Here is a 20,178-nt window from a genome sequence, read left to right as displayed (position 1 = left end):
CGGTCCGATGGGTCGGAGGCTTTTTGCTATTTTTGGCCGATTCTTACGACTGTATCCGGAACCCAAGAATTTTATCAGCATAAACCGACTACATGAAAAATTACCAGCGGATCAATAACCTACTGGGTTGGAGTGTCTTTGCGATTGCTTTTTTTACCTACGCCTCGACAGTCGAACAAACCGCCAGTTTCTGGGATTGCGGCGAGTTCATCGCCTGTTCATTTAAACTTCAGGTCCCCCACCCCCCCGGGGCGCCCATCTTCCTCCTCCTCGGCCGTATGTTTTCGCTGCTGGCCGGCAGCGACGTCACCCGGGTCGCTTTCTGGGTCAACATGATGTCGGTACTGGCCAGCGGTATGACGATCCTCTTCATGTTCTGGACGCTGACCATGCTGGGACGGAAAATCGTTAACAAAGCGGTTTCAGAGCTTTCTACCGGAGAACTCATCGGTATTTTCGGATCCGGGATCGTCGGTTCCCTGATCTACACCTTCAGCGACACCTTCTGGTTTTCGGCGGTGGAAGCCGAGGTATACGCCATGTCTTCCTTCTTCACGGCGCTGGTTTTCTGGGCGGCGTTCCGCTGGGAACTGATCGAAGACGAAGCTGCGGCCAACCGCTGGATCATTTTCATCGCCTACCTGACGGGGCTTTCCATTGGTATTCACTTGCTGAACCTGGTAACGCTGCCTGCGCTGGCCCTTATCTACTACTTCAAGAAAAGTGAAAAGCCGTCCCTCATCGGTGGCGGCGTAGCCCTTTTTATCGGCCTGGTGATTCTCGTGATCATCAATTCCGGTATTATTCCGGGGCTGCCCAGTATGGCGTTCTTCTTCGAGAAACTGTTTGTAAACAGCTTCGGCCTGCCGCTGAATTCCGGCGTTCTTTTCTTTGTGATTGTCTTCTTCGCGGTGGTAAGCTACGGCGTCTGGTACGCGCAGAAAAAGCAGAAGGTCATTCTGAGCACTGCGCTGCTTTCGCTGACCTTCGTGCTGATCGGATACATTTCCTATACGCAGGCGCTGGTACGGTCGAACTTCAACCCGCCGATCAACGAAAACAACCCGTCTGACGCGATCAACTACCTCAGCTACCTGAAGCGGGAGCAATACGGAAGCCGTTCGCTGACGTACGGACCGCTGTTTACATCACGCGTGGTCGACGTCAAAAAAGGTGATCCGATGTACAAAATCGACGGCGGCAAGTACAAAATCTACGATTACAAGCCGGACTATGTCTTCGAAAAAGACCAGCAAAGCTTCCTGCCGCGTATGTACTCGCAACAGCCCGGCCACCCCGATCGCTATGCGTCGCTGGTAGGTCTGGCGCGTGATCCGTCGGATCAGTCCCGTTACCTCAAGCCCACATTCGGCCAGAACATGAGTTTCATGTTCTCGTACCAAATGGGCTTTATGTATGCCCGGTACTTCATGTGGAACTTTGCAGGACGGGAGAGTGACTACGAATGGGCCGATTGGGCGCCACGCCCCGGCAAATCGGCTCCCCTGCCGGAGAGCATCAAGAATAACAAGGCGCATGATAACTTCTATTTCCTGCCGCTCATTCTCGGTCTGATCGGCTTCATGCTTCAGTTTTTCCGTCGGGAAAAAGACTGGCTGGTGGTGGCTATCAGCTTCATTATGACGGGCCTCGCGCTGGTGGTATTCCTCAACTCACCGCCGACAGAGCCCCGCGAACGGGATTATATCTACGTAGGTTCCTTCTATTTCTTCGCCCTCTGGTGCGGTCTGGGCGTGCTTGGACTACAGGAATTGCTGGGTCGCGTATTGAAAAACAAGGCCGTGGCTACCGGTTCCCTTGCAACGCTTCTGTCCATCGGTATTCCGGTGATGATGGGCGCCAAGAGCTGGGACAACCACGACCGCTCCAACCGCTGGCATTCTGTCGATTTCGCGAAGAATATGCTGAGCTCCTGCGCGCCGAACGCCATTCTGTTTACCGGCGGGGACAACGATACCTTCCCCCTCTGGTATGTGCAGGAAGTGGAAGGCTTCCGGACCGACGTACGCGTCTGTAACCTCTCGCTCCTCGGAACCGACTGGTACATTGAGCAAATGAAGCGGAAGACTTATGAATCAGCGCCGCTGCCTATTTCCCTCGAAATGGACAACTTCCGGACCGGCATCAACGACCAGATTCCCTTCTCCGAAAACCCGAATGTAAAGGAAGGCATTGATCTTCAGGATTATATCCAGCTCGTCAAGCAAAACAACCCGGCTATTCAGGTACAGACGACGATGGGGCAACTCAACGTGCTGCCGTCTTCGGTCTTTTCCCTCAAGCTTGACCCCGAGCGGATTAAGAAGGGTGGCTTTGTATCGAACCAGTTTGAACCCCTGCTGACGGATCGCCTGACCTGGACGTTTGGCCAGAACGACATCACCAAGCCGGAATTGATCCAGTTGGATATCATCGCGCACAGCAACTTCGAGCGGCCGATTTACTTCGCTTCGACCCTCGGCTCCCAGAGCTACCTGGGCCTGAAAGAGTTCCTCCAGCTGGAAGGATATGCCTATCGCCTCATGCCGTTCAAGATTTCCGGCGCCCGTGACGGCTTCGTGAATTCCGATGTCATGTTCGACAAGATGATGAACAAAATGGCCTGGCGCGAAATGAACAACCCGAAGGTGTATTACGACGAAACCTACCGCGGCGCTCCCGTGGTATCCGCGCGGATCGCGTTCTACCGTCTCGCTACGCAACTCATTCAGGAAGGCAAGCTGGACAAGGCGAAGGCTGTTCTCAACCGCTGCCTCGACGTCATTCCGGATAAGGCGATTCCCTACGATCAGATTTCAGTGAGCTTCATCGGCCCCCTGATTTCAGTCGGCGAAAAAGCCCGCGCGCTCCAGATGGCCCAAACCATCATGAACCGGTGCGACGAAAACCTGAACTACTACATCGAAACCAATGGCGACAGCCAGGATATCCGCGTGAACCTGTATGAAATGAACCTCGTTGTTCAGCAGCTGCAGGACGCCAAGCTCACCGCGGAAGCCTCGAAATACGAAGCGATCTTCAACAAGCACTACCAACGTCTGGGCAACCGCCTCGACGATGGCTCAGGCGCCGAGTAGTCGCTCTTTTCAGCAAAGACAGGGCTGTTTCTCTCACGGGAAACAGCCCTGTCTTTTTTACTTCTGTGTGTTCTGTGCTTTCTGTGAGAAAAATTAAAAATCAGTTTCTCACAGAAAGCACAGAATACACAGAAAAATGAGGGGTGACTTTGATCGGGCGGGCTCCTGTTCGTCTGTTTAAAAAAAATCTTCCCCATCCGCTTGTTTTATTTTCCCTCATCGCATTTACTTTGCAACACAAAGTACTTCAATCGATGACACAAGATCCTCTGCGTGACCTGTCCGAGATCCGGCAATTAATGGAACGATCCTCCCGGTTTCTGTCCCTCAGCGGGCTGTCGGGTATTTTTGCCGGGACGGTTGCGCTGCTCGGGGCAGTCGCTGCCTGGAAATTCCTGCAGGGAAATTTCACGTTTCTTTCGTTGCCGATCGGCAGCTGGCCGCTGGGATTCTACCGTTTCTTCCTGATTGATTTTGGCGGTGTTTTGTTGTTATCGCTCGCCGGCGGAATCTACTTCACCACCCGCCGGGCCCGGAAGCAGGGTTGGAAAGTATGGGACCGGACAACGGAGCGACTGCTCATCAACCTGTTTATTCCTCTCGTAACCGGCGGTATTTTCTGCTACCTGCTGCTGCTGCATGCGCCGGGGCTGATTCCTTCCGCGACGCTGGTATTCTACGGATTAGCGCTGATCAACGCCAGCAAATACACCCACGCAGATGTGCGTTACCTCGGTTTGTGTGAAATCATCGTCGGTATCGGCTGCGGCTGGTTTGCCAATTCAGGCGTCAGCCTGTTATTTTGGGGGTTTGGTTTCGGGGTTCTTCACATTGTATATGGAATAGTGATGTACCGGAAATACGGAGCGTAAGGGCCGCGGGCCAGTGGTATGAAAAACCTGATCGATAACATAAATAAAGCCTTTGAAAACCGGGTCAGGCTCGGAATCATGTCGGTCCTGATGGTACAGGACTGGGTGGAATTCAATACCTTTAAGGATACCCTGCAGCAAACTGACGGCAACCTGGCCAGCCACCTGATGGCGCTCGAAAAATCCGGGTATGTCGCGGTCCGTAAGGGGTTTATCGGACGAAAACCGAATACCTCCTACCAGGCTACCGACGCGGGCAGACAGGCCTTTCACGACCACATCAACGCCCTCGAAACCCTGCTTAAAAACGTATCTGTCAAATCGTAATTTTTTTTCTCCATTAACTTTGAAAAACAAAGTACTATGCTAAAATCCTTTGTTTTCCTGCTGATTGCGGCCTTTGCCCAGAACTTTCTCCTGTACGACTACAATCCGGGCGTGAATTTCGGGCTCTTCGCCGCCGCTGTTCTGATGCTCCTCGTAGCGGCCAATCCGGTCGTTTTCCGGAATCCAGGAGCTATTGCCGCCGGCGCAGGCTTTCTGTTTGCCGGCGCGGGAATGGGCATCCATCCGAACCCCATCCTGATGCTGCTGTTTCTCGGCTCGGTCGTGATGCTGGCGGGGTACCTGCCCGGCTCGCGGCTGTCGCCGGTAGTGGCAGCGTTCAACGGAGGGTTCAGCGCTTTTTTTACGTCGTTCGGGAAAGCGATTATGCGTGCCGCTTCCGGCAACGGGCAGCGTCACCACGTTCTCCGGCTGGTGGTACTCCCGCTGGTCGTCACGCTCCTGTTTTATAGCCTGTATGCCTGGGCCAACCCGGATTTTTCCATTCTCCGCTTTTCCTGGGACGAAGGGTATGTTTTCTGCCTCTGTTTCGGACTCGTGTGGCTGTCTGCGTTCTTTTTCCCTTCCTCGCTGAATATCCTGACAAAGCTGGATCTGCAGCAGCCGGACGTCCTCACGCCCGAACAGGAGCAAACCGACGAATCATCCCTGCACCTCGAATACCGCCAGGGCGTTATCCTGATGACCTGCCTGAATGTGCTGCTGGCGCTGTTTCTCGCCGTCAGTACGCTTACCCTCGCATCGGGTACCGGCGCTGCAACGGCTGCCGATCTGTCTCACCGGGTACACGACGGCGTCATCGTTCTCATCTTCAGTATTTTGCTGGCGATGGCCGTTGTACTCTTTTTCTTCCGGGGAAACCTGAACTTTTACAAGGGCAATTCCCTCCTGAAAAAGCTGACGTATACCTGGGTAGGCCTCAACGCCCTGCTGCTGCTCTTCACCGCCTGTGAAAATGCCCTGTATGTCATCAACTACGGGCTGACGTTCAAACGGATCGGCGTGTATGTATGGCTGTTGCTGTGTGCTTTCGGCCTGGTAACCACGGCGTTGAAAGTCAAGGAATTCCGCTCCAACTGGTACCTGGTCCGGATCAATACCTGGGCAGCCTATGCCCTCTTTCTGGCAGCAGCTGCTATTCCCTGGAATGGGCTTATTACCTACTACAACCTTCGCTACGCCCGTACGCAGGACGTCAATTACCTGCTCTCGCTGGGGTCTGCCTCCCTGCCCGGTCTCCTGGAATATGGCCATCTCGACAAAGATCAGCGAGAAAAGGTCAATACCATGACCCGGGAATTCATGACCAATGCGCAGAAGGAGAAATGGCAATCCTGGAATTATACCGACTGGAAAACCCGTCAATCGCTTTCAACTTTATCCAACCCCGTTTCACATGACACGTCGTTTTCGGTTAATCGCTAGTCTGGCCGCGCTCTCGGCCCTGTCTGTCTTCCTGCTCGTCGTCCGCTACGGACTTTCCCGCGAAGGCTGGTACGTCTTCATCAACTGGAACCTGTTTCTGGCGTGGATTCCACTGGGCCTTTCACTCTGGTTTGAAAAACAGGCCCGGGAGCGGCCGGAGGCGACGGTCAGCCTGACGGCCATCGGCCTGCTCTGGCTGCTCTTCTTCCCGAATGCGCCCTATGTCATCACCGACCTGGTCCACATTCAGAATACCTCCCGGATACCTGTCTGGCACGATGCGGTGATGATATTCAGCTATGCGCTCGTCTGCCTTGCCTGCGGGCTGGCGTCCTTTCACTGGATGCGCCGCTCCCTCCGGCAGTTGCTGCCGGTGTGGGGCGACCGGATCATGCTCGCTACGCTGCCGCTGGCGGGGTTCGGAATCTACCTCGGGCGGGTACAGCGGCTCAACAGCTGGCATCCGCTGACGCGCCCCATGCACCTGATCCGGGAAATCCTGTCGGCGCTGACCGCCCGGCAGGCCCTCCTCATGACTGTTGAATTTTCCCTCCTGATTGGGTTTTGTTACCTGCTGCTGCTAAGTTTGATGCCAAAAGAAGAGTCCTGAATGCCGATCAACGTACCTAAGTTTTTCCGAAGCGTCCGCTATGCCCTGCACGGGCTGAAGGTCATGGTTTATTCGGAAAACAATGCCCGGATCCACCTGGTATCCACCGTACTCGTCATTCTGCTCGGTATCTTCCTGCAGATCGACTTCCGGGACTGGTTCAATCTCCTTCTGGCTATCACCCTCGTCTGGGTAACAGAAGCCATCAATACGGCCATTGAAAAGATGGTGGACATGGTATCTCCCGAATACCGGAAGATCGCCGGTGAAATCAAGGACCTCGCCGCCGGCGCGGTCCTTGTTGCCGCTATTTTCGCGCTGGTAATCGGAATCATGGTTTTTCAGGCATACCTGCCGTGGGAGGAATGGCTGGAGGAGGGATTTAAGCTGTAAAGGTTGGCAGGCTTTGAGCGATAAGCTGTAGGCTTTAAGCTGTAGGCAGGGATACGGCCCGTTGTCCGGAAACCGACTGTGCTCGGCTTCCTCTGCCTATAGCTTAAAGCCTACAGCTTATCGCTTACTACCCCCCCAACCAACCCCCTCCCCCAAAAAAAGTCCGCCTCTTCTTTGGCTTCGAACAGGTTCCTTCGGTAACTTAACGCTTGCGGTACAGGGCCCGTCGCCCGGCCTCAAAACCTCCGCTATGAAACGCTTGCTTCTGTTCTGGCTTTGGCTGCTGTCCGGTACGGCATGGGCGCAGATGCTTCCGACGCGGCATCTGGAGATACTGTGCGACGAAAAAAAGACGGAAGACTTCGATGTTTTGTCTCTCGGTGCCGATGGCCTGCTCATTACCCGTACGGTCAACGATCCGTTCCGGAACGTCTCCCATCTCTATCAGTTTACCCGCTACGATTCAACACTCGCCCGCAAATGGGAAAGCGAATTCCGGTTGAAATACCCGTTTGAAGGGCTGCTTTCCTATCATACCGGAGATCACCTGTACTGGCTCTGCGGCGACCCTTCGTCCGACAAAATCCAGATCTGGAAAGTACACCTCGAAACAGGCGACACCGAGCTCATTGAAGGCGAAGTACTGGCTATCGACGAGGTATCCCAGTTTAAGGTACTCGGCAACAAGGCCTTTCTTGCCGGAAAGTATAACGACCGGCCGGTAGTCGTCGCCTTTAGTTTCTTCGATAAAAGCTCCAAAGCATTACCGGATCTGTTTGATTATCATCTCGCTTTAAACGGATTGGAAGTCAACGAGCAGCGTAACCAGGTACACGTCTTCGCTCATTCCACCCGCAAAGGCCGCTGCCGGCTATTATTGCATGTGTATGATTACGACGGAAAGCTGGTTCGCAAGGAAGACCTCTCCGACGACTCAGACAAGAGCCTGATCACAGGCAAGGTCATCCCGCTTTCCAACGGAGAATCTTTGCTGGTCGGAAACTACTCCCTTCATTGTTCGGAATATTCGCAGGGCCTGTACCTGGCCCGGCTCGGCGAGCATGGCCGCCGGGATATCCGGTATATTCCCTTTTCGGATCTTCCGAATTTTTTCAATTACCTGAAACCCGGCCGGCAGGAGCGCATGCGCACCCGCATCGCCGAAAGCCGGAAGAAAGGCAAAGACCCCAAACTCAGCTACCTCCTACAGGTACACGACGTCATTCCGGACGGAAACGGATACTTGCTGCTGGCCGAGGCATATTACCCGCAATACAAAACGGCATCGACCGTCTTTTCCGGCCGGAACCGCCCGCAGGACTCTTTCCGGTATACGCATGCCATCGTCTGCGGACTGGACCGGGCAGGAAACCTGCTGTGGGACAATTGCGTCTCCCTCGATGACCTGACCAGCGGCGAGCTCACCCAGCAGATACAGCTCAGCCGGCAGGGAAATACCCTGCTGCTCGCCTATCCGTACGAAACAAAAATCCGCACACAGCGCATCCGCGGCGGAGAGACGCTCGGCGCCGGTGAAGAATCGGAGCGGTTGCCGGAAGCGGTACGGAAAAACCTCAACAGCGACGCTCCTGCCTCTCTTTCCGCCTGGTATGACGCCAATTTTCTGACCTGGGGATTCCGGAAAATAGACGCCGGCCCTTCCCCCCGGGATGCCTTCTTTGTGTACAAGCTCGAACCCTCGCCGGCGGTGAACTAACCGGTTTTCGGGAAATCCGTCGTATTTTTGCGGGATGAATGCAGAAATACGTGCGGCCGTTCAGGCCCTTCGCAACGGTCAGCTGGTCCGTTTTCCCAGTGATACGGTGTGGAGCCTCGGCGGAGATGCCACCCGTCCGGAAACCGTAGCGAAGCTGCGGGAAGCGGCGGGGATACCGGCAGAACAGGGCCTGATTGTTCTTTTGTGGGACAGTTCGGTGCTCGACCGGTACGTCGTCCGCCTGCCCGAATTAGCCTACGATCTGATTGATTACGCCGAAGATCCGCTGACAGTAGTTTTTTCTCAGGGCAAAAATGTTGCCGGCAACGTATCCGGTCCCGACGGCAGCATCGCCATCCGGGTAGTCAAGGACGGTCCCTGCCTCGAGCTTCTCCGCGCCTTCGGCGGGCCGGTGCTTTCGACGGTTGCTCCCGCTGCGGAGGTCGACGCCCATCTGTTTCCAGCTCCCCCCTCCTGGAAGGCCGGCAAGCTTTCCCGGATTGTCCGGCTCGGCTCCGGCGGAGAGTTTGAATTTATCCGGAAGTAATTTTTTCCCGGAATAGCCATTCCCAGCCATGATTGAACCTTCCCATCCCGTTTTTCAGCTCGTATCGCGTGCGGCCGGCGAGCTTGGCGTACCGGCGTATGTCGTCGGTGGCTATGTGCGGGATTTGTTTCTGAAACGTCCTTCCAAAGACATAGATATTGTGTGCGTGGGTAGCGGCATTGCCCTGGCCGAACACGTAGCCCGGCTGGCGGGCGCAGAAGCGACGCTCGCCGTTTTCAAGAATTTTGGCACTGCCCAGGTGAAATTTGCCGGGTATGAAGTCGAATTCGTCGGCGCCCGGAAAGAATCCTACCGGTCCGACTCCCGGAAGCCGGTCGTGGAAGACGGTACGCTGGAAGACGACCAGAACCGTCGCGATTTTACGATCAATGCATTGGCATTATCACTCAATAAAGTTGATTTCGGTAGATTGGTTGACCCGTTCGACGGCGTCGGCGATCTCCGCCGACGCATCATCCGGACGCCCCTCAATCCCGACATTACCTTTTCCGACGATCCCCTGCGCATGATGCGGGCCATCCGGTTTGCCACGCAGCTGAATTTTGACATCGACCCGGATACGTTCGACGGGCTGGTCCGGACCGCCCCGCGCATTGAGATCATCTCCCAGGAACGCATCACCGACGAGCTGAACAAGATCCTCCGGACGCCTGTCCCCTCGTATGGCTTCAAGCTCCTCGAACTGGCCGGCCTGCTCAAACTGATTTTCCCGGAATTTGTGGAACTGAAAGGCGTCGAGCAAATCGACGGCAAAGGCCACAAGGATAACTTTTACCATACGCTGCAGGTGCTGGACAATGTCTGCCGGATGACGGACGACCTCTGGACGCGCTGGGCGGCGGTACTGCACGACATTGCCAAACCGGCGACCAAGCGTTTTCATCCGAAAATCGGCTGGACCTTCCACGGACATGAAGACCTCGGCGCCCGCATGGTTCCGGGCATTTTCCGGAAATTCCGGCTGCCGCTCGGAGAAGAAATGCGGAAAGTCCGGAAGCTCGTTCGCCTGCACCTCCGCCCGATCGTCCTCGCGAAGGAAGGCATTACCGACTCGGCTCTCCGCCGCCTCATGGTGGAGGCCGGAGAAGACCTCGACGACCTCATGAAGCTCTGCCGAGCCGATATTACCTCGAAAGACGGCAACCGCGTCCGCCGGTACCTTGCCAATTTTGATAAGGTGGAGATTTTGATGAAGGAGGTCGAAGAACGGGATCAGCTGCGGAATTTTCAGCCGGTGATCACGGGAGAAATGATCATGGAAGTATTTGGAATGGGGCCTTCGAAGGAAGTCGGGCAACTCAAGAATACTGTCCGGGAAGCCATTCTCGAAGGTACGCTGCCCAATACCTGGGAAGACGCCTACCCGTTTTTGCTGGAAGCCGGAGCCGCGCTGGGATTCCGGCCAGTGAAGGAGCTGGCCCGCCCGACGGCCGGATAACTCCGGATGTCTGGATATTCCGTTAATTTTACAACCGGCTTTTCTGTTCCCGGAAGACTATTCGCTTGACTCGGCCGTACGCCGGCCGCAGCCAATCCACTCTCCGAATGATACTGCGTTTGCTCCTGTTTTGCTGTTGGACGGGGACGGTTTGGGCACAATCCAACCGAACGGATTCGCTGCGGAAAGTGAATAACATGGCCGTGGAGCTGGCCCGCAAAGGGCGGTATGACCGGGCCGGTCAGCTGCTCGGTGGCGCCGTCCGGGTTCAACCGAAAGATACCCTCCGCTATAACCTGGGGCAGGCGGAACTGGCCCAGCGTCACTATGATCAGGCTGCCCGCTGGCTGCAGGGGTCGCTGCCCTTTCCCAATGCGGGGTTGCAACGCGGACTGGCCGAAGCCCAGCGCGGTCGGTATAACGAAGCCCTTAATTACTTCCGGACGACGCCGGTGGATGGCGCCAACAATACAGCCCTTTTCTACAACCAGGCGCTGGCGCTCTGGCGTTCGGCCAGGCTGCCCGACGCCTATCCCCATATCGAAAACTACCTTCAGCAGGGAGCCAATGCCGCGGGAGACTCCCGGCCGCGGGTGGCGCTGGGCCAGTTATACGCGGCGCAGAACCGCTGGGACGAAGCCCTCCGGCAGTTTGAGCAGGCAAGAAATGATAGCGCTGACATCCGGGTATTGCTTTGTCTCGGTGAAACGCACCTCGCGCTTCGCCAGGAAGAAGAAGCCATAGCCCGCTTTCAGGAATACCTGGAAAAAGGCGGTCGGGAAGGTTACCTCGCTCACCTCGGGCTGGCGCAGACCTACTACCGCCAGGGAAACTACGGTCAGGCACTCGAATCCTACCAGCGGGTACAGCGGATCAAACCGGGGTCGGCAGAAGCCGCCGCCGGAATCGGAAACGTACTGCTCGCCCAGCAACTCGATGCCCGCGCCCTGATCCAGTACCAGCGGGCGGTAAGCTATGACACGGCCTACGCCCCGGCGCGCCTTGGCCGGGCCATGGCGCTGTATCGGCTCGGGCGGTATGCCGAAGCCTGGAAGGACTTTGAAGCATCCGGGCATCTCATTAACCCGTCCAATCCGGACTTTGCCGACTTTTACCTATGCCGCGGATTCACGTTGCTGAATCTGAAAAAATATGCCCGGGCTATTCCCGAATTCGAAAACGCGATGAAAACCAAACCCCGGGAAACGGCCGTATACGCTGGTCTCAGCGAAGCATACCGGGGTACGGGCGACTTTGCCAGCGCACACCGCAATGTCAACGAAGCGCTGAAGTTTCAACCTAATAATCCGGGATTGCTGACCAACCGGGGTAATTTCCAGCTTAATATCCAACAGTTTGACGATGCGGCGGACGATTTCCGGCGCGCCATCCGTCTTAATCCCCTGGAGCTCAACGCACACAATGGTCTGGCGATCACCGACCTGGAGGGCGACCGCATCGGCGAGGCCCTCGTCCGGTACGATAGCCTTATTATGAAGTATCCGAAGGTGGCCATGATCTTCAATAACCGGGGTGTGGCGCAGTCGTACAAAGGCCTTCAATCCGAATTCGATAAAAAGGAAAACGACGCCCGGAACTACTATGCCAAATCCCTGGCAGACTTTCAGCGGGCGGCCCGGCTCGATACCTCCACGGGGTATTTCCGGAATAACATCGGGAACGTCTACCGCCTCATCAACGAAAAGGAAAAAGCGATCAGTAATTACGAGGCGTACCTGAGCAAGACGTCCATCAACAACCTCGGCGCCCTGTATGCCGCCCACAAGCAGCCTCAGTACGCGCACTATTACATTACGACGGCGATACGGCTCGATTCCGTCAATAGCTCCTTCCTCTTCAACCGGGCCCGGATGTACCGCCAGCTGTTTCCGGATTCACTCCAATTGCGGGCATCGTACCTGCGGGCGGAGAATTATGTTTCCCCGAACGCTATTTCCCGGAAGTACAGCAAAGACGGATACATTACCATTTATCTCTTTGATTACCAGTATAATCCATACCCGTTTCCAGGCAATCCCCGTTTCCCGCTCTCAGCCGATACCGGAAAGCCCCAGGAATGGATGTTGTATCCTGACTACCAGGCGATTCCGGAGCCACCCGCGCCGGAACCCGTCAAATCCGAGCCGCGGGTATACACCGGCCCGAAAGGCAAGCCGCTGAAGGCCAGGCGCCCGTCGCCCAGAAGGGGCAGTACCGAGTGCCCGACGGGTTAGTAAACCTTTCGCGCCGGAATGCCGTTACCCTTGAAATTCGTGCCCGCCTCACAGGGTTAAGCTCGAACAGAATCCTAATTTTGTATGTGAGTTTGTCCGGCGATCCGGCGTCCCGGCTAATCCGATTGATACATGAAAGTAGAATTAGTCCGCGTTGATGACGCGTTTCATTTCCAGGCGCAGGGTTCTTCCTCCATCCCCGTGTCGATTGATGCTGCCGAAGCGGTTGGCGGCCATAACGCCGGCTCCCGCCCGATGGAGTTGTTATTGATGGGTCTCGGCGGCTGCACCGCCATTGACGTGATTCTCGTCCTCAAAAAGCAGCGGCTTCAGGTAGACGATTTCCGCGTGAGCGTATCCGGCGAGCGGGTGAAGATTGAAGGCACAGAGATGAGCCCGTTCCGGAAAATCAACGTGCATTTTCAGATCAAGGGCAATGTCCCGCTTGAAAAAGCCCAGCGCGCCATTCAGCTATCGATGGAGAAGTACTGCTCGGCTACCGCCCAGTTGTCTCCTTCTGCTGAAATTACCCATACCGTGACCGTTGAACCTTCCTAAGGCATGAAACAATATCAGGATCTTCTCCGCCATATTCTGGCCGACGGCGCGCGCAAAACGGATCGCACAGGCACCGGTACGCTTTCGGTTTTCGGACATCAGATGCGGTTTGACCTTGCAGAGGGATTTCCGCTGGTGACGACGAAGAAAGTACACCTCAAGTCGGTCATCCACGAATTGCTGTGGTTTTTGCAGGGCGATACGAATATCGGCTACCTGAAAGAACACAACGTCCGTATCTGGGACGAATGGGCCGACGAAAACGGCGATCTCGGCCCGGTATACGGCAAGCAATGGCGCAGCTGGGAAGGTCCGGACGGGCAGGTCATCGACCAGATCACGCAGGTAGTGGAGTTGCTGAGGAAGTCTCCTGACTCCCGCCGCATCCTCGTTTCCGCCTGGAATCCGGCCGATCTCGGCCAGATGGCATTGCAGCCCTGCCATGCCCTGTTTCAGTTTTATGTGGCGGACAATAAACTCTCCTGCCAGCTGTATCAGCGCAGTGCAGATGTCTTCCTGGGTGTGCCGTTCAACATTGCCAGCTATGCGTTGCTGACGATGATGATCGCGCAGGTGACCGGTCTCGGCCTCGGTGATTTTATCTGGACCGGCGGGGATACCCACCTGTACCTCAATCACCTCGAGCAGGCGGAACTGCAGCTATCGCGTGAGCCGCGGGCGCTTCCCGTCATGAAACTCAATCCGGACGTGACAGATCTTTTTGCGTTCCGGTACGAAGACTTTCAACTCGAAAACTACGATCCCTGGCCGGCTATCAAGGCGCCGGTCGCCGTCTGATACCCATGCCTCTGACCGTCCGGGAGGGCAGCCTCGACGAGGTAATTGCCCTCTACTCCGCCATACCCGAACTGGTACAGCCGTATTCGAAGGAACGCTACGAAGAGCAGTTCCGGGAATCGATGCGGTCGCTGGTACTCATCGCGTACGACAACGACCGGCCGGTTGGGTTCAAACTCGGGTATGAGCGGTCGGCCGACGGCAGTTTTTACTCCTGGATGGGCGGCGTGGCGCAATCGCACCGGCAGGCAGGTGCGGCGGGGTTACTTTTGCAGTTTATGGAAGACTGGTGCCGGGACAAAGGGTATGAGTCACTTCGGTTCAAAACCCGCAATACGCATGTGGCCATGCTCCGGTTCGCGCTGAAAAACGGCTTTCAAATCATCGGGTTTGAGCCGGCGGCGACGGTCGACCAGCACCGCATCTGGCTCGAAAAACCGCTCTGACCGCATGTCTACCCTCCTCATCAAGCTCATTCTGATGCCTTCGCTGATTGGCGGCGTGACGCTTGCCGCCCGGCGCTGGGGTAATGTCATCGGTGGCTGGTTAGGTGGTTTTCCGTGGATTGCAGGGCCTATTTCGATATTTCTGGCACTGGAGCAGGGACCGGCATTTGCGGCCCGGTCGGCGACGGGGTCTCTTGTCGGGTCTTCGGTAACCTACTTTTTCGCGTGGTTATATGCGCGGCTGGCCGGAAAGATGAGCTGGTTTCCGCTCCTTATGCTCGGCTACAGCGTAGTCATCGCCGGGTTATGGGCGGGGCAGTATTTTCCGGGAAATATCCACCTGGCGTTTGTGCTGTTACTCGCTGTTATGGCGCTGGTATACTGGCAGTTTCCCCGGCCGGCGGTACCGGCGCATATTCCTCCTCCACCCCGGTTTGATATCCCGTTGCGGATGGCGGTCGCCACGCTTTTCGTCGCGTCGATTACGCAGATTGCTTCCTGGACGGGGCCTGTCTGGAGCGGGCTACTGACGCCGTTTCCGATCATGACGGCCTCGCTGGCGGTTTTTACCCATATTCAGCAGGGACCGGAACAAACGGCCCGGATCCTGCGCGGCATGGCAAGTTCGGGCTTCGGATTCGCGGTATTTCTGTATGCGACGGGGCTATTGTTGCCCGTCGTACCAATCTGGGCGGCGTATGCGGCTGCGCTGACCGCTTCTTCCCTCGTCAACCTCCTGACGCTCAAAGTACTTCGCTGAACCCACTGGCAGGTTATTTTACGTAGAAGCTTTCGGGAAAAATCCGCATTTTTGGTAACCGGTCTTCTTCCGGACAACCTCAAACCACGAAAACCATGCAAACCCGCAGAGATTTTCTGCAGAAGCTCGGCGCGTCAGCCGCGGGGCTTCCGCTTCTTCCCTATTTAAGCGAACAAGCCGGTGCTGCGCCGTACGACGGACCCGTCCTCCGCGTGGCCATTATGGGCCTGGGCGGCTATGGTACCCGTGTCGCGGAGGCTATGCAGGCCTGTAAAATGGCGAAACTGGTGGGCGTCGTCAGCGGTACGCCTGCTAAAATCGAAGCCTGGAAAACCAAGTATGGTATTCCCGACAAAAACTGCTACAGCTACGAGAACTTCGACAAAATCAAGGATAACCCGGATATCGACGCCGTATACGTGATCACGCCCAACGGCCTGCACCGCGAGCACGTCATCCGCACAGCCAAAGCGGGTAAACATGCCATTTGCGAAAAACCCATGGCGGTCAATGCCAAAGAAGGTCAGGAGATGGTAGATGCCTGTAAAAAAGCCGGCGTAAAACTGCTCGTAGGCTACCGCATGCACTTCGAGCCGCATACTGTCGAGATCATCCGGATGCGGAAAGCGGGGGAATTCGGGAAGATCCAGTTTTTCCAGGGATTATCCGGCTTCAAGATCGGGGATCCTACCCAATGGCGACTGAATAAGAAGCTGGCCGGCGGCGGATCGATGATGGACATCGGCGTGTATTCCATTAACGGCTCCCGGTACATGGTCGGCGAAGATCCCATTTGGGTCACGGCACAGGAAACAAAGACCGACCCGGTGAAATTCAAGGAAGGCGTAGACGAAACCATTACCTTCCAGTTGGGCTTTCCGAGCGGGGTAACGGCCTCGTGCCTGTCGACGTACGCATTCAACTACCTCGACCGCTTTTACCTCGTCGGTGAAAAAGGCTTTGCCGAGCTCAATCCCTCCACGGGCTACGGGCCTATCCGCGGGCGTACGCACAAAGGAGAGCTGAATCAGCCGGTTGTTACCCACCAGACCCTTCAAATGGATAGCATGGCGGGTATCATCCTGCAGGGCAAAGAGGCGCCCGTTCCCGTTGACGGAGAAGAAGGTGTCAAAGACCTCAAAATCATCGATGCGATTTACGAGGCAGCGAGGAGTGGGAAGAAGGTGGAGATCAGGTTGTGAGGCGGGGCTGTTTTCGGTTTTCAGTTTTTGGTTTTCAGTTGGGGGCAAGGCGGGCCGGCTGCCATAGCCGGTGGTTGAGCTACGTCGAAACCAGCGTGGCGAATACGCTGGGAATAAAAATGGGTGGCTGCCGGAGGTTTCGACGTAGCTCAACCACCGGGGAGAGCGCTTAGCCTTTGCGACGCCCATTGGTCCATCCCCGTCCCCAACTGAAAACCAAAAACTGCAAACCGAAAACAGATTCCCCAACTCCGCATATTCCGGATTTTTTAGGAACGACAACTCCCCCACCTTTGTCGTACCCAAACAGAAAAAGTCATGGAAACACAAGCATCTCTCGATTACCAGCGTATCGCCCGGGCAATTGACTACATCCAGGAGCATTTCCGGGAACAACCGGATCTGGAGGAAGTCGCCGGGAATGTACACCTGAGCCCGGCCCACTTTCAGCGTATGTTTACGGAGTGGGCCGGGACCAGCCCCAAGAAATTTCTTCAATATATCAGCCTGGACCATGCCAAAAGCGTGCTCCGGGGTCGGGCTACCCTGTCGGAAGCGGCTTTTGAAACGGGACTTTCGAGTACCAGCCGCCTCCACGATCTTTTCGTGAAGATCGAAGGCATGACGCCGGCCGAGTACAAAAACGGTGGGCGGAACTTATCCATCCGCTACAGCTTTGCGGAAAGTCCGTTCGGAAGTCTGATTGTCGCCTCCACTGACAAAGGCGTCTGTCATATGGCTTTCGAAGACGATGAAACACAGGCTCTTATCCATCTTCGGGAATTGTTCCCCAATGCCGCCTTCCAGCAGAAACTGGACCTGCTGCAACAAAATGCCCTGTTCATTTTCCAGCACGACTGGAGCCGCCTTCCCGAAATCAAGCTGCACCTGAAGGGTACTGATTTTCAGCTGAAAGTGTGGGAAAGCCTCTTAAAAATTCCGATGGGCGGGTTGTCGACCTACGGAGACATTGCGCAGCGGATCGGTCGACCGAAGGCTTCCCGTGCCGTCGGAACGGCTATCGGCAGTAATCCGGTCGCGTTTCTGATTCCGTGTCACCGGGTAATCCAGTCGACCGGCAAATTCGGCGGCTATATGTGGGGACCGACCCGTAAAACGGCCATCATCGGCTGGGAAGGGGCTCAAATCAGTCAGGAGGGGTAATGAGTCCTTTACTGGAACGAATCCGGCGCGCCGACTGGGACGGCGCCCGGGAGAGCCTGCACAGGCATGGATACGCTCTGATTCCGGGTATTTTGTCAGACGGAGAATGCGAAACGCTCAAGGCCGCCTATGCCGTCACGGGTTTGTACCGGAAGACGGTGGTGATGGAACGCTACCGCTTCGGAGCAGGGGAATACAAGTACTTTACGTATCCCCTGCCCGACCTGATTCAAACGGCGAGATCGGCTGTCTATCAACATCTTGCACCGGTTGCCAATACCTGGTTCGAGGCGTTGAAAATCAACCGGCAGGTACCGGCTGTCCACGCTGATCTGCTGCGTGAATGCCGGGATAACCGGCAGGAAAAAGCTACCCCGCTGATTCTCCGATATACCAAAGGCGGGTTCAATACCCTGCACCAGGATTTGTACGGGGAAGTATACTTTCCGCTTCAGATGGTCTTTTTACTCAGTCAGACCGGCGAAGATTTTACCGGAGGAGAGTTTGTCTTAACTCAGCAGGTACCGCGCGCGCAGTCCAAGGCGACGGTATTGCAACCCGGCAAAGGCGATCTGCTCATATTCACCACCAACTTCAAGCCCGAAAAGGGCAGCAACGGCTACTACCGCGTCACGATGAAACACGGCGTCAGCGAAGTACGCAGCGGTGAACGGTATGCGTTGGGGGTGATTTTTCATGATGCGGAAAGTTGAGGCAGTTTTCGGTTTGCGGTTTTTTGTTTACAGTTTTCTGTTTACAGTTGGGTTACCCAGTGCAGCCGTCGCGACCGGGGTGGTTGAGCTCTGTCGAAACCACCCGGCGCAGGAGTATATTGAAAAGTATCTTTGAATATTTGATAAAAGGCTGCCTGCAATCCGGTAAAATGGAAAAACGGCTGAGGCAGGCTCAGCCTGCCAATTAAAAAAAGTCCGTAGCGGATGCTACGGACGGCGGGAAGAGAGGTTTGTGCCTGCTCCTGCGCCGGGTGGTTTCGACGGAGCTCAACCACCCCGGTAAATGCGGCTGCGCTGGGTAACCCAACTGAAAACAGCAAACTGAAAACGATAAACTGTTCCCATGCTCTCTCACCCCTCCCTCACCGATTCTGCCGTCCGGCGTCTGATCCGGACGGGGGCCATTCGCTTCGGTGGGAACGCCCGGCTGAAGATTTACGGATTGCTGAGCTGCTCGTCGGGAAAGCGTATGAAACGGGCCAACCGGGTGTTTTTTTCTTCGGAAGACGAAGCCATACAACACGGCTACCGTCCCTGCGGGCACTGCCTCCGCGAGGCCTATCAACACTGGAAATATGCAACTTTTTGACTTTCCTGCCGACAAAACGCATAACTGGCTTCCGCAGGACGGCGTCGTACTGTATTACGGCAAAATCATGAACCGGGACCGGGCCGACTCCTATTTCCGTCGCCTGCTCGAAACCATCGAATGGCGAAACGACGAGGCGATTATCCTCGGAAAAAAGATCATCACCAGGCGAAAAGTAGCGTGGTACGGCGATCAACCCTTCGAATACACCTATTCCAATACCACCAAACTTGCCCTCCCCTGGACAACCGACCTGTTGGAACTGAAAGCGCTCATAGAAAAGGAAAGCGGCGAAACCTATAATTCCTGTCTGCTCAATCTCTATCATACCGGCGAGGAAGGCATGGCCTGGCACAGCGATGGCGAAACCGACCTGAAAAAAGACGGCGCCATCGGCTCCCTCAGCCTCGGCGCCGAGCGGAAGTTTGCGTTCAAACACAAAGCCACGAAAGAGAAAGTTGAGTTACAGCTCGAACACGGCAGCCTGCTCGTCATGAAAGGTACTACCCAGACCTACTGGCAGCACCGCCTGCCGCCGACAACAAAAATTGCCACGCCCCGGGTGAACCTGACATTCCGGACGATCGTCGGATAAAGAAAAGTACTGCCGAAGTGTGTTATCTTGCCTGTAACACATCAATCGCTGTTCACATGAAAAACTGGATCTGTCTGCTGCTGCTGGCGGCGCCGGCAACCGACATTTCGTCCTTTCACTGGCTCGCAGGAACCTGGAAAAACGTCAAAACAGGCGAATTCGAAGAATGGAAGAGGGTTGGCAACGAATGGAAAGGCCGTTCGTATACCGTTGCCGGGAAGGATACAACCGTCTCCGAAAAGCTAACCATCCGCTGCAAAAGCGGAGCATGCACGTTTGTCGCGGAAGTAGGAGAAAACGCCGCGCCGGTGCCGTTCAAAGTCGTGCAGGCTGCAGCCACCGGCTTCCGCGTCGAAAATCCCGAACATGACTTCCCGAAATACGTCGCCTATTCCCTCGAGAGCCCCAAAAATCTCTACGCGGAAATAGGCGACGGGAAAAAGAAGGTATCGTACCGGTTTGAGAAGGTGAGGTGAGGAAGGCGGTTTAGAGTTTAGGGTTTAGAGTTCTGAGGGATGACTTTGGCGAATCTCTCTCTCCGGTGGTTGAGCTCCGTCGAAACCTCCGGCAGCCGTTCTATTTTCATCCCTACCACACCCGCCGCGCTGGTTTCGACGGAGCTCAACCACCGG

At 55.7% G+C, this 20,178-nt stretch carries 20 protein-coding genes; all 20 read left to right on the top strand.

The window, feature by feature from the left end:
* Nucleotides 1–92: 92 nt before the first annotated feature.
* The 20 genes from BLR09_RS16045 (at nucleotide 93) to BLR09_RS15950 (ending at nucleotide 20,022) form a co-directional block, all read left to right on the top strand.
* Entirely contained in the window at nucleotides 93–3,098 is a 3,006-nt protein-coding gene (locus BLR09_RS16045; RefSeq protein WP_093204400.1) for a glycosyltransferase family 117 protein, read from the top strand.
* A gap of 254 nt (nucleotides 3,099–3,352) precedes the next feature.
* The gene (locus tag BLR09_RS16040; protein WP_093204397.1) at nucleotides 3,353–3,970 is read left to right on the top strand and encodes a hypothetical protein; all 618 of its coding nucleotides are present in this window, start codon (nucleotides 3,353–3,355) and stop codon (nucleotides 3,968–3,970) included.
* 18 nt (nucleotides 3,971–3,988) lie between these two features.
* Nucleotides 3,989–4,297, top strand: coding sequence for a winged helix-turn-helix domain-containing protein (locus BLR09_RS16035; RefSeq protein WP_093204396.1), 309 nt, complete (start codon nucleotides 3,989–3,991; stop codon nucleotides 4,295–4,297).
* 36 nt (nucleotides 4,298–4,333) lie between these two features.
* Complete coding sequence (locus tag BLR09_RS16030) at nucleotides 4,334–5,740, top strand: DUF4153 domain-containing protein (RefSeq protein ID WP_093204393.1); 1,407 nt, start codon at nucleotides 4,334–4,336, stop codon at nucleotides 5,738–5,740.
* On the top strand, nucleotides 5,712–6,350 hold the full coding sequence (locus BLR09_RS16025; protein WP_176785574.1) for a DUF1361 domain-containing protein: 639 nt from the start codon (nucleotides 5,712–5,714) through the stop codon (nucleotides 6,348–6,350). Before BLR09_RS16030 ends, BLR09_RS16025 begins: the two co-directional genes overlap by 29 nt.
* Nucleotides 6,351–6,743, top strand: coding sequence for a diacylglycerol kinase family protein (locus tag BLR09_RS16020; protein ID WP_093204389.1), 393 nt, complete (start codon nucleotides 6,351–6,353; stop codon nucleotides 6,741–6,743).
* 250 nt (nucleotides 6,744–6,993) lie between these two features.
* Complete coding sequence (locus BLR09_RS16015; protein WP_093204387.1) at nucleotides 6,994–8,460, top strand: hypothetical protein; 1,467 nt, start codon at nucleotides 6,994–6,996, stop codon at nucleotides 8,458–8,460.
* Between the two features lie 34 nt (nucleotides 8,461–8,494).
* The gene (locus BLR09_RS16010; protein ID WP_093204384.1) at nucleotides 8,495–9,007 is read left to right on the top strand and encodes an L-threonylcarbamoyladenylate synthase; all 513 of its coding nucleotides are present in this window, start codon (nucleotides 8,495–8,497) and stop codon (nucleotides 9,005–9,007) included.
* Between the two features lie 28 nt (nucleotides 9,008–9,035).
* Nucleotides 9,036–10,466, top strand: a complete 1,431-nt coding sequence (locus BLR09_RS16005) for a CCA tRNA nucleotidyltransferase (RefSeq protein WP_093204381.1) — start codon at nucleotides 9,036–9,038, stop codon at nucleotides 10,464–10,466.
* A 107-nt stretch (nucleotides 10,467–10,573) separates the two neighbouring features.
* Nucleotides 10,574–12,700: a tetratricopeptide repeat protein gene (locus BLR09_RS16000; RefSeq protein WP_093204377.1), complete on the top strand. Its 2,127-nt coding sequence runs from the start codon at nucleotides 10,574–10,576 to the stop codon at nucleotides 12,698–12,700.
* A gap of 132 nt (nucleotides 12,701–12,832) precedes the next feature.
* On the top strand, nucleotides 12,833–13,258 hold the full coding sequence (locus tag BLR09_RS15995; protein ID WP_093204375.1) for an OsmC family protein: 426 nt from the start codon (nucleotides 12,833–12,835) through the stop codon (nucleotides 13,256–13,258).
* A gap of 3 nt (nucleotides 13,259–13,261) precedes the next feature.
* On the top strand, nucleotides 13,262–14,056 hold the full coding sequence (locus BLR09_RS15990) for a thymidylate synthase (RefSeq protein WP_093204371.1): 795 nt from the start codon (nucleotides 13,262–13,264) through the stop codon (nucleotides 14,054–14,056).
* A gap of 5 nt (nucleotides 14,057–14,061) precedes the next feature.
* Nucleotides 14,062–14,502 (top strand): GNAT family N-acetyltransferase, encoded by a 441-nt coding sequence (locus BLR09_RS15985; protein WP_093204369.1) that lies wholly within the window; start codon nucleotides 14,062–14,064, stop codon nucleotides 14,500–14,502.
* Between the two features lie 4 nt (nucleotides 14,503–14,506).
* Nucleotides 14,507–15,262, top strand: a complete 756-nt coding sequence (locus BLR09_RS15980; RefSeq protein ID WP_093204366.1) for a hypothetical protein — start codon at nucleotides 14,507–14,509, stop codon at nucleotides 15,260–15,262.
* Between the two features lie 95 nt (nucleotides 15,263–15,357).
* Nucleotides 15,358–16,464, top strand: coding sequence for a Gfo/Idh/MocA family oxidoreductase (locus tag BLR09_RS15975; RefSeq protein ID WP_093204364.1), 1,107 nt, complete (start codon nucleotides 15,358–15,360; stop codon nucleotides 16,462–16,464).
* A 318-nt stretch (nucleotides 16,465–16,782) separates the two neighbouring features.
* A complete protein-coding gene (locus tag BLR09_RS15970) occupies nucleotides 16,783–17,628 on the top strand; it encodes a methylated-DNA--[protein]-cysteine S-methyltransferase (protein WP_093204361.1) in 846 nt (281 codons plus the stop codon).
* On the top strand, nucleotides 17,628–18,341 hold the full coding sequence (locus tag BLR09_RS15965; RefSeq protein WP_093204359.1) for a 2OG-Fe(II) oxygenase: 714 nt from the start codon (nucleotides 17,628–17,630) through the stop codon (nucleotides 18,339–18,341). Before BLR09_RS15970 ends, BLR09_RS15965 begins: the two co-directional genes overlap by 1 nt.
* A 364-nt stretch (nucleotides 18,342–18,705) precedes the next feature.
* Entirely contained in the window at nucleotides 18,706–18,951 is a 246-nt protein-coding gene (locus tag BLR09_RS15960) for an Ada metal-binding domain-containing protein (protein ID WP_093204356.1), read from the top strand.
* Nucleotides 18,938–19,546 carry an alpha-ketoglutarate-dependent dioxygenase AlkB family protein gene (locus BLR09_RS15955; RefSeq protein ID WP_093204353.1) on the top strand — a complete coding sequence of 203 codons (609 nt, stop codon included), beginning with the start codon at nucleotides 18,938–18,940 and terminating at the stop codon, nucleotides 19,544–19,546. The genes BLR09_RS15960 and BLR09_RS15955 overlap by 14 nt, the downstream gene beginning before the upstream one ends.
* Nucleotides 19,547–19,602: 56 nt before the next feature.
* A complete protein-coding gene (locus BLR09_RS15950) occupies nucleotides 19,603–20,022 on the top strand; it encodes a DUF6265 family protein (RefSeq protein ID WP_093204351.1) in 420 nt (139 codons plus the stop codon).
* Nucleotides 20,023–20,178 lie beyond the last annotated feature (156 nt).

It is taken from the genome of Siphonobacter aquaeclarae (assembly GCF_900103285.1).
Classification (GTDB): Bacteria; Bacteroidota; Bacteroidia; order Cytophagales; family Spirosomataceae; genus Siphonobacter; species Siphonobacter aquaeclarae.
The sequence above is the reverse complement of the archived record's forward strand: the minus strand, read 5'-3'. Positions and strand labels throughout refer to the sequence as shown.

Coding starts and splice junctions, on each gene's coding strand:
- BLR09_RS16045 (WP_093204400.1), top strand. CDS start 93: ATGAAAAATTACCAGCGGATCAATAACCTACTGGGTTGGAGTGTCTTT.
- BLR09_RS16040 (WP_093204397.1), top strand. CDS start 3,353: ATGACACAAGATCCTCTGCGTGACCTGTCCGAGATCCGGCAATTAATG.
- BLR09_RS16035 (WP_093204396.1), top strand. CDS start 3,989: ATGAAAAACCTGATCGATAACATAAATAAAGCCTTTGAAAACCGGGTC.
- BLR09_RS16030 (WP_093204393.1), top strand. CDS start 4,334: ATGCTAAAATCCTTTGTTTTCCTGCTGATTGCGGCCTTTGCCCAGAAC.
- BLR09_RS16025 (WP_176785574.1), top strand. CDS start 5,712: ATGACACGTCGTTTTCGGTTAATCGCTAGTCTGGCCGCGCTCTCGGCC.
- BLR09_RS16020 (WP_093204389.1), top strand. CDS start 6,351: ATGCCGATCAACGTACCTAAGTTTTTCCGAAGCGTCCGCTATGCCCTG.
- BLR09_RS16015 (WP_093204387.1), top strand. CDS start 6,994: ATGAAACGCTTGCTTCTGTTCTGGCTTTGGCTGCTGTCCGGTACGGCA.
- BLR09_RS16010 (WP_093204384.1), top strand. CDS start 8,495: ATGAATGCAGAAATACGTGCGGCCGTTCAGGCCCTTCGCAACGGTCAG.
- BLR09_RS16005 (WP_093204381.1), top strand. CDS start 9,036: ATGATTGAACCTTCCCATCCCGTTTTTCAGCTCGTATCGCGTGCGGCC.
- BLR09_RS16000 (WP_093204377.1), top strand. CDS start 10,574: ATGATACTGCGTTTGCTCCTGTTTTGCTGTTGGACGGGGACGGTTTGG.
- BLR09_RS15995 (WP_093204375.1), top strand. CDS start 12,833: ATGAAAGTAGAATTAGTCCGCGTTGATGACGCGTTTCATTTCCAGGCG.
- BLR09_RS15990 (WP_093204371.1), top strand. CDS start 13,262: ATGAAACAATATCAGGATCTTCTCCGCCATATTCTGGCCGACGGCGCG.
- BLR09_RS15985 (WP_093204369.1), top strand. CDS start 14,062: ATGCCTCTGACCGTCCGGGAGGGCAGCCTCGACGAGGTAATTGCCCTC.
- BLR09_RS15980 (WP_093204366.1), top strand. CDS start 14,507: ATGTCTACCCTCCTCATCAAGCTCATTCTGATGCCTTCGCTGATTGGC.
- BLR09_RS15975 (WP_093204364.1), top strand. CDS start 15,358: ATGCAAACCCGCAGAGATTTTCTGCAGAAGCTCGGCGCGTCAGCCGCG.
- BLR09_RS15970 (WP_093204361.1), top strand. CDS start 16,783: ATGGAAACACAAGCATCTCTCGATTACCAGCGTATCGCCCGGGCAATT.
- BLR09_RS15965 (WP_093204359.1), top strand. CDS start 17,628: ATGAGTCCTTTACTGGAACGAATCCGGCGCGCCGACTGGGACGGCGCC.
- BLR09_RS15960 (WP_093204356.1), top strand. CDS start 18,706: ATGCTCTCTCACCCCTCCCTCACCGATTCTGCCGTCCGGCGTCTGATC.
- BLR09_RS15955 (WP_093204353.1), top strand. CDS start 18,938: ATGCAACTTTTTGACTTTCCTGCCGACAAAACGCATAACTGGCTTCCG.
- BLR09_RS15950 (WP_093204351.1), top strand. CDS start 19,603: ATGAAAAACTGGATCTGTCTGCTGCTGCTGGCGGCGCCGGCAACCGAC.